The organism is Streptomyces sparsus (genome assembly GCF_054776295.1).
The window spans coordinates 1-541 of record NZ_BAAHCA010001715.1 but is presented as its reverse complement, the minus strand read 5'-3'; the positions used below and the strand labels follow the sequence as shown (position 1 = coordinate 541).

Here is a 541-nt window from a genome sequence, read left to right as displayed (position 1 = left end):
GTCGGTGAGTTCGGGGCGGGCGCCGGCCAGCGCGAGGGCCTCGTCGAGGGACCAGCGCACGCTGCCGGTGCGGCTGAGCAGCGCCGGTTCGTCACTGATCGCGAGCACGGAAGCGAAGCCGACGCCGAAGCGGCCGACGGTGCCGCCGGGCTGCTCGTCGTCGCGTTTGGCGGAGGCGCGAAGAGTGGAGAGCGACTCCACTCCGGCCGCGTCGAGGTGCGCGCCGGTGTTGGCGGCGACGAGGACGCCGCCGCTGAGGGTGAGCAGCAGCCGTCCCGGTACGCCGGCCCGTGCGGCGGCGTCGGCGGCGTTCTGGGCGAGCTCGACGACGAGCCGGTCCCGGTAGCCGCCGAGCGCGAGCTCCTCTTCGGCGTTGGCGTCCTCCCGGAACCGGGCGGGCGACGCCGCCCACGCGTCGAGCACGCGGCGGCGGAGGTCTGCGGTGCGGAAGAGGTCTTCGGCCATGCCGTGACGCTACCGCTCGGCGCGGCCGTCCGGACCGGCCGCCCCGCATCGTTCTCCGACCGGGCCCGCCCACTCG

At 76.2% G+C, this 541-nt stretch carries 1 protein-coding gene; it reads right to left on the bottom strand.

Features of this window, described 5'->3' with window-relative positions; genetic code table 11:
- The coding region (locus tag ACYVE9_RS30460) for a sacsin N-terminal ATP-binding-like domain-containing protein (protein ID WP_461031076.1) at nt 1-465 on the bottom strand (465 nt) is incomplete at its 3' end.
- Between the last annotated feature and the right edge of the window lie 76 nt (nt 466-541).